The 8,232-nt window shown below is 71.0% G+C and carries 6 protein-coding genes; 3 read left to right on the top strand and 3 right to left on the bottom strand.

Annotated elements, in window-relative coordinates:
- The 3 genes from LQV45_RS12980 to fdhF form a co-directional block, all read left to right on the top strand.
- Nucleotides 1–507, top strand: a 507-nt coding sequence (locus LQV45_RS12980; RefSeq protein ID WP_230007387.1) for an aminoglycoside phosphotransferase family protein, incomplete at its 5' end; no start/stop codon positions are given.
- Between the two features lie 84 nt (nucleotides 508–591).
- Nucleotides 592–2,292: an NAD(P)H-dependent oxidoreductase subunit E gene (locus tag LQV45_RS12975; protein ID WP_230007386.1), complete on the top strand. Its 1,701-nt coding sequence runs from the start codon at nucleotides 592–594 to the stop codon at nucleotides 2,290–2,292.
- Entirely contained in the window at nucleotides 2,280–4,955 is a 2,676-nt protein-coding gene (gene fdhF, locus LQV45_RS12970; RefSeq protein WP_230007385.1) for a formate dehydrogenase subunit alpha, read from the top strand. The genes LQV45_RS12975 and fdhF overlap by 13 nt, the downstream gene beginning before the upstream one ends.
- Nucleotides 4,956–4,972: 17 nt before the next feature.
- Here the strand turns inward: fdhF and LQV45_RS12965 are convergent, their stop codons facing one another.
- From LQV45_RS12965 to LQV45_RS12955, 3 genes are all read right to left on the bottom strand, one after another.
- Nucleotides 4,973–6,385: a pyridoxal-dependent decarboxylase gene (locus tag LQV45_RS12965; protein WP_230007384.1), complete on the bottom strand. Its 1,413-nt coding sequence runs from the start codon at nucleotides 6,383–6,385 to the stop codon at nucleotides 4,973–4,975.
- A 67-nt stretch (nucleotides 6,386–6,452) separates the two neighbouring features.
- Nucleotides 6,453–7,247, bottom strand: coding sequence for a TSUP family transporter (locus tag LQV45_RS12960; RefSeq protein WP_028277113.1), 795 nt, complete (start codon nucleotides 7,245–7,247; stop codon nucleotides 6,453–6,455).
- A 29-nt stretch (nucleotides 7,248–7,276) separates the two neighbouring features.
- Nucleotides 7,277–8,232, bottom strand: a 956-nt coding sequence (locus tag LQV45_RS12955; RefSeq protein ID WP_253074569.1) for a His/Gly/Thr/Pro-type tRNA ligase C-terminal domain-containing protein, incomplete at its 5' end; no start/stop codon positions are given.

The raw sequence follows: 8,232 nt of genomic DNA, 5'->3' as shown, positions 1-8,232 counted from the left end.
GCGCTGGAGGTCTGCCAGACCCGCGGCGCCGTCGGCCGGCGGTCCGGCAAAGACGTCCTGGTCCACGCGGACCTTCACTACCTGAACATCCTGGCGCGGCCCGGCGTCCCGGAGCCGGCAACCCGGAAGGAAACACCGCCGCCGGAGTACGCTGCGATTGATCCCCAGCCCATGATCGGGGAGGCGGAGTTCGCGGTGGCCCCGGTGCTGTGGAACAGGCTCCGGGAACTGCCGCAGCAGGATCCCGGACGGGCCCTGCTCGCGCGGTGCGGGGATTTCAGTGCCGCAGCCGGGCTCGACGCCGAGGCCGCCCGGCAGTGGAGCCTGGCGCGCGAGGTGGAGAACGCCCTTTGGTATGCCTCGCAGCGCCACTATGACGGCGATCTGGCCCGATCGCTGTGGGTGGCGAGCACGCTGGCGGGCCGGACGCTTCCCGGCCTGCCCGCCCCGCAGGAGCTGCCCGATCCGGGCCAGGACATGGCCCACTGGGCGGCGGACCAGCACTAGCCGCAGCCGGCTCCTTCAGCACTTGGCGATCCGGGGACTTTTGGCTCTTCCCCGACCGGGGGTGCCGGGGAGAAGGCTGGACACATGCACGAACCCCGTGGCGGGCGCTCAGCCGCCGAACCTGCCGGGCAGGAGGGTCGGGACAATGACGATCCTTTCCTCCGGTATGCCGCCCGCTTCGAGCGGCCCATCGTGGAGATCAAGAGTATGCTCCGCGGCTCCGTTACCTCCCCGGCCGAGATCGCCCGTGCGCTCGGCTTGCCCGCCGCAGCGGCCGAGGGACCGGCATCGTTTTTCGCCGACTTCTCCGCGCCGCACGGAACCCGGCACATCCGGGCATGCGGTGCAGCCGCCTGCTTCGCGGCGTCCGGCGGCAGGCACATGGCGGAAGTGGAAGCCGCGCTGGGAGTGGAGGCGGGGAGCCGAAGCGCGGACGGCGCCGTATCGCTCCAGGAAGTGCGCTGCCTGGGCTACTGCTTCGGCGGACCGGCAGCCCTCGACGGCGAGGACGCGTGTGCGGGGCCCGACCTGGCGGCCCAATTGCAGGGGTCGTCACCGCGGAAGGCGCCGCCCATCCCGGTGTCCTGTGACAGTGCGTACGCTGTGGTGACCGCCGGGCTGCTGGGAGCCTCGACGCCATGGTCGGCCTGGCCCGGCGTCGTCGCCGCAGGAACACCTGAAGATGTCCTCAGCCAGGTCGAATCCGCCCGTCTGAAGGGACGGGGCGGAGCCGGCTTCCGCGTCGCCGCCAAATGGCGGGCCGCACTGGAACACCCTTCACCGCGGGTGGTTGTGGCCAACGGTGATGAGGGCGACCCCGGTTCCTTTGCGGACCGCTTGCTCATGGAACAGGACCCGCACCGGGTGCTCGAAGGCCTCGCCCTGGCCTGCTTCGCTGTCCGCGCGGAAACCGGCGTCGTGTTTGTCCGCTCAGAGTATCCCCACGCCGTCGCCCGCCTGAAGGAAGCGCTGCTCGAGGCACGCGCTGCCGGGCACCTCGGCCCGGACGCGGGAGGCAGCGGATTCAGCCTGGAGATCCACGTAGCTGTTGGCGCGGGGTCGTATGTCTCCGGCGAGGAAACGGCCCTGTTGAACGGGCTCGAAGGCCTGCGCGGCGTCGTGCGGCCCCGCCCGCCGTTTCCCACGGCACGGGGGCTCCACGGACGGCCCACCGTAGTCAACAACGTGGAAACACTCAGTGCGGTGCCGTGGATAGTGCAGCACGGCGGAGCCGCATACGCGGCGATGGGGACCGCGGACGAGGCCGGCACGGTGGTCGCCTGCCTGTCCGAACGGTTTCTCCGGCCCGGCGCCTACGAGGTGGAGATCGGCACGCCGGTCCGGCGGATCGTGGAAGATCTCGGCGGCGGGCTTCGGGACGGGGCAGCGATGCGTGCACTGCAAATCGGCGGCCCCCTGGGCGGCTTCCTCGGCCCGGCCGACCTGGATGTGCCCCTGAGCGATGCCGCCCTCACCAGCCGGGGAGCGGCCCTCGGCCACGCAGGGATCGTCGCCTTCGATGACAGGCTTTCGGGCGAGCAGGTGCTGCGGAACCTGTGGGACTTTGCGGCGGCGGAGAGCTGCGGGCAGTGCTCGCCCTGCCGGGTGGGGACATGGCGCGGCCGGGCCCTGTCGGAGCGGCCTGACGGGCCGGGTATCCGCCGGGAACGCGGCGAGGTGCTGCGCACGATGGCGGCGGGCAGCCTGTGCGCTTTCGGCCGCCGGGTGCCGTCCGCGGTGTTAAGCCTCGCCCGCGTCTACGGCCTGGACGGATGGCCGTCGTGAAACTCGTTGTCGACGGCCGACTGGTCGAGGTCGCGGCCGGAGCCACGCTGCTCGATGCTGTGCGGGCGGCCGGCCTGGCCCTCCCGACGTTGTGCCACGATGACCGGCTCACCACCGTGGCCTCGTGCCGTACGTGCCTGGTCGACATCACCGGCCGGGGCCCGGCCGCCGCCTGCAGCACCCCGGCGGAGGACGGATTGCGCGTCGCCGTCGAGGCGTCCCGGGCGTTGCGGCGGGATGCCCTGCGGGCCATCGTCGCGGGGCTGCCGACGCGGGCGCTGGACGTCCCGGCCGACCGCAGCGAACTGGCCCGGCAATGCGCCGACTACGGGGTGACTGCCCCGTCTGGTGCCGTCACGCCGCCGGAGCGCGGACTTGACCACTCCCACCCGTACGTCAAGCTTGACCGCGATCTCTGTATTGCCTGCGGGCGGTGTGTCCGCGCCTGCGCGGAGATCCAGGGCACGTTCGCCCTGACCCTCACGGGCCGCGGAGCCGGCACGGTGGTGGCGCCGGGCACCGGTGGTCCCTGGGCGGAGTCCGACTGTGTCTCGTGCGGGGCGTGCGTGGATACGTGTCCCACCGGCGCCCTGTCCGAGCCCGGGCTGCTCAACCTGCTGCCGATCGAACGGCAGACCCGGACCACCTGCGGGTATTGTGGCGTCGGCTGCAGCCTGGAGGTCTCCACCCGTGACAACGTGATCATGACCGTCCGGCCCGCCGGTGAGGGCTCAGTGAATCGCGGCCACGCGTGTGTCAAGGGACGGTTCGCCCACGGGTTCCTGGGTTCAACAGACCGTCTGACAACCCCGCTGATCCGCAGGAACGGAACCCTGGCGCCCGCGTCGTGGGAGGCCGCAACGGGTTACGTGGCCGCCAGGCTTGCCGGGATCCGGGACGCGGACCCGGGCGGATTCGCCGTCATCTCCTCGGCCCGGGCCACCAACGAGGAGAACTATCTGGCCCAGAAATTCGCCCGGGCCGTCATGGGGACAAACAACGTGGACAACTGCGCCCGGCTCTGTCACGCCCCCTCGGCGGCCGGCCTGGCCGCGACGTTTGGCCTGGGCGGCGGCACGAATGCATTTGATGACCTCGACCGGTGCGACGTGATCCTCCTGGTTGGCGCGAATCCGACGGCGGCGCACCCCGTTGTCGGTTCACGGATCTTCCAGCGGGTCATGGACGGCGCCCGCCTGGTGGTGGTGGATCCCCGGCGCACGTACCTGGCCCGGCACGCCGACGTCCACCTGCGGCCCCGGCCGGGAACCAACGTGGCCGTGTTCAACGGCCTGGCCCACGTCCTGGTCCGCGAGGGGCTCGTGGACTCCGCCTTCCTTGATTCCCACACCAACGGCTATGACGAGCTGCTCGGGTTGCTCGAGGACTACCCGCCGGAACGCGTAGCCGAAATCTCCGGTGTCCCGGCGCACGACCTCGTGCGCGCCGCCGTGATGTACGGTCAGGCGCTGGTCCCGGCAATCTTCTACGGACTCGGCGTGACCGAACACCGGCACGGCACGGACGGTGTCCGGACCCTGTCCAACCTGGCACTCCTGCGCGGTGCCGTCGGGCCGGGTGCCGGCGGTGGGGTGAACCCGCTGCGCGGGCAAAACAACGTCCAGGGTGCGTCTGACATGGGGGCTCTGCCTGACCTGCTGCCCGGCTACCAGAAGGTCTTGGACCCGGCAGCGCGGACCCGCTGCGCCGAGGCCTGGCGGGCCGATGTGCCGTCGCGGCCAGGGCTTCGGATCCCGCAGATGTTCGCGGCCGCCCGGGACGGGGCGTTGCAGGCGCTGTGGGTGATCGGGGAGGACGTGCTCGCCACCGATCCTGACAGCGCTTCGGTGCGGGCGGCCCTGGCTGCCTGCCCGCTGGTGATCTGCAACGATCTGTTCCTCTCCCCCACCGCCGCCGCAGCGGACGTGGTCTTTCCCGTGTCCGCCTGGCTCGAGAAGGACGGCACGTTCGTCAACTTCGACCGGCGCTTCCAGCGGGTCAGGGCCGCCGTGGCGCCCCCGGCCGGCGTCCGTACAGACTTCGCGGTGCTGCACGCCGTCGCGGCCCGCATGGGGGCGGACCTTGGATGCCCCACACCGGAGGAGGCCATGGCGGAGTGCGCCAGCCTGGCGCCGCTGTTCGGCGGAATATCCCACGCACGCCTGGACCGGGACGGCCCGCTGCATTGGCCGTGCGGGTCCGCCACTTCCCCCGGAACACCACGGCTCTATCAGGACCGGTTCGCCACCCCGGACGGTCTGGCACACCTGGCCGCGCGGCCGTACCTGCCGCCGGGCGAGCAGTGCGACGCGGCCTATCCGTACCTGCTCGTCACCGGGCGCAGGGCGGAGCATTACAACTCCGGCAGCATGACCCGCCGGACCGACAACCTGGTCCTGCTCCCCGACGAAACGATCGACGTCGAGCCCGGGGACGCGGCGGCGCTGGGACTGAATGACGGCGATACTGTCCGGCTGGACAGCCGGCATGGAATGGCGGTCCTGCGGCTCAGGATCACGGACGATGTGGAACCCGGTCAGGTGTTCGCGGGCTTCCATTTCCCCGACGCAACAGTCAACAGCCTCACCTCTGCCGTGGAGGACGAGGTAACGGGGTGCCCTGAATACAAGGTGACCGCGGTCCGCATCTCCGCGCACGCGTAACTCGCTAACCCCCGCCGTCAGCCCCGCACGGCCGCCAAGGCGTCGCGGACGGCGTCGACGGCGACTCTGACGTCGGCGTCGTCCGTGCTCCAGTTGCTCACCGAGATCCGCAGGATATCGCGGTCCTGCCAGCGTGACCCGGACATCCAGACCCGGCCATCAGCCATGATCGTCTCCGTCACGGCGCGGGTCACAGCGTCGTCGCCGAACGCCAGGGACACCTGGGTGTAGTCGACGTCGTTGAGCACCTCGACACCGTCCAGCGCCCCGAGCCGCTCGGCCAACTGCGCGGCCCGCTGCACGAGCGTGCGGACCTGGCTGGCGACGCCGTCGCGGCCCAGGGATTTCAGCGCCGCCCACACCGGGACGCCCCGCGCGCGGCGGGAGAGCTCAGGCACGGACTCGAACGGGTCCCCGGCACCGTCCGCGGCCTGGATCAGGTAGCTGGTGTGCAGCCCCATCGCCGACCGCAGGGCCTGGGCGTCGCGCACGATCACGATCCCGCAGTCGTACGGGACGTTGAGGGTCTTGTGCGCATCCGTCCCCCACGAATCGGCCAGCCCGAGTCCCGCGGTCAGGGCGGACAACTCGGGCACGGCGGCCGCCCAGAGTCCGAAAGCCCCGTCCACGTGCACCCAGGCGCCGTGCGCCTTCGCGACGGCGATGGCCTCGGCGAAGGGGTCGAAGGCGCCCGAATGCAGGTTGCCGGCCTGCAGGCACACCAGGGCCGGGACCGGGCGGCTGTCCTCCCCCGCACGGAGCGCAAGGTCCAGGGCGCAATCCAGCTCGGCCGGGATGATGCGCCTCTGGCGGTGGGACGGCAGCACGGTGGGACGTCCCAGGCCCAGGTAGCGCAGGCCGAGGTCGATGGTGTCGTGCCGTTCCTGCCCCGCAAAGCAGCGGATCCGGGGCGCACCGGCGAGGCCGTCGCCGTCGAGGTCCCAGCCGGCGTCGGCCATGAGCCGCCAGCGGGCGGCGGCGAGGCCGGTGAAGTTGGCCATGGTGGCGCCGGTGGCGAAGCCGACGTCGGACTCCCCGGGCAGACCCAGCAGCTCAAGGATCCATTTGCCGGCGGCTTCCTCGATCTCGGCGGTGGCGGGAGTGGCGAAGCGCAGCCCCGCGTTTTGGTCCCAGGCGCTGAGCAGCCAGTCGGCCGCCAGCGCCGCCGGCAGCGTGCCGCCGATGACCCAGCCGAAGAACCGCCCGGACGGCATGGCCATCAGCCCGGGTTCGGCCTTGGCCGCAAGATAGTCCACCACTTCCGCCGCCGGCATGCCCTCTTTGGGCAGCGGTCCGCCGAAGTCGGCCGCCAGCTCGGCCGCCGTGACCTGCGGCCCGATTCGGCGTGTTCCCTGGCTCTCAAGCCACCGGCGTGCGTGTCCGGCCGCGGCCTCGAGGGCATCCCGGTAGCGTTCCTCACCTGCTGACATAGCTGCATGCTACGCCCGGGGCCAGCGGACCGGGAGTCCCATGCGAGTTGCCGCGGAACCAGGCGGCTTAGGACAGGTTGTCCTGCCAGACGTCGGAACCGAGCTTGATGATCAGCGCGCCCACCACCACCAGGAACACGATCCGGATGAACTTGCTCCCCTGCCGGACCGCAGTCCGGGCACCGAGGTAGCCGCCGGCCATGTTCGCCATGCCCAGCAGCAGCCCGAGCCCCCACAGCACGGCGCCGTGCGGAACAAAGAACAGCAGGGCGCCGGCGTTGGTGGCCACGTTCACGATCTTGGCCTTGGCGCTGGCCTCCAGGAAGGCGTAGCCCATGGCCGAGACGAGGGCGATGATCAGGAACGAACCGGTGCCGGGACCGATCAGGCCGTCGTAGAAGCCGATCACGCCGCCGATCAGGCAGGCCACCACGTAGTGCCGGTGCCCCTCGTGGCGCAGCTTGGTCAGCTCACCGATGCCGGGCTGGAAGGCGGTGAAGAGCGCGACGGCGATCAGCGCCAGCACGATGATCGGCTTGAACACGCTGGCCGGCAGGTTGGCGGCCAGCGCCGCACCGCCGTAGCTGCCCGCCAGCGCGATCGCTGCCATGGGCAGGGCGGTGCGCAGATCGGGCCGGACGCGGCGGTAGTACGTGGCCGCGCTGGTGCTGGTGCCGAAGATGGACCCCATCTTGTTGGTCGCCAGTGCCTGGACCGGGCTGATGCCCGGCACCAGGAGCATCGCCGGGAGCTGGATGAGCCCGCCGCCGCCGACGACGGCGTCGACCCATCCGGCCGCCAGGCCGGCCACGACGATCAGGATGACAGTTCCGAGCTGGATCGATTCGAGTCCGGAGACCATTGCCTAGTACGGCCCGGGACGGCGCGGCATCAGCTGTTGCGCACGGCGTTGACCACGTAGTCAACAGCCTTGTCAACGGCTACATTCTCGGCACTGCCGCTGCGGCGGTCCTTGATCTCCACGACGCCGTCCACGAGTCCGCGCCCGACGGCGAGGATGGTGGGGACGCCGACGAGTTCGGCGTCGCCGAACTTCACGCCGGGGGAAACCTTGGGGCGGTCGTCATAGATGACGTCCAGGCCGGCAGCCTCGAGCTCCAGGGACAGTTTTTCGGCGGCGGCGAAGATCTCCTCGCCGCGGCCCACGGCCACAACGTGGACGTCGGCGGGAGCGACGGCGCGCGGCCAGACCAGGCCCCGGTCGTCGTGGTTGGACTCTGCCAGGGCCGCCACGGCGCGGGTGACGCCGACGCCGTAGGAGCCCATGGTCACCACCACCTGCTTGCCGTTCTGGTCCAGGACTTTCAGGTCCAGGGCGGCGGCGTACTTCCGGCCCAGCTGGAAGATGTGGCCCATTTCGATGCCGCGGGCGGTTTCGAGGGGACCGGAACCGTCGGGAGCCTCGTCGCCGGCGCGCACCTCGGTGCACTCGATGACTCCGTCCCAGCCGAAGTCGCGTCCGGCGACGAGGCCGAAGACGTGCTTGCCGGCCTCGTTGGCGCCGGTGACCCAGGCAGAGCCGCTGACGACCCGGGGATCCAGGAGGTAGAGCAGCTTTGCGGCGCCCTCGCTGCCCAGCAGCGGCGCGTCCAGGGACATGCCGGGGCCGAGGTAGCCCTTGACGATCAGGGGCTGCTTCTTGAGGTCGTCCTCATTGGCGGCTTCGAGCGTGATCTCGCCGGCAATCGGCAGGAAGGACCCGATGTTCGCCTCGACGCGCTTGAGGTCCACACCGCGGTCTCCGGGGAGGCCGATGACGACGATCTGGCGTTCGCCGGTGGGCAGCGTCACGGCGAGGCCGACGTTCTTGAGCGTGTCGGCGGCGG

The organism is Microbacterium sp. Bi128, assembly GCF_918698205.1.
Note: the sequence above shows the minus strand (reverse complement) of the source record. Positions and strands in the feature narration are given on the sequence as shown.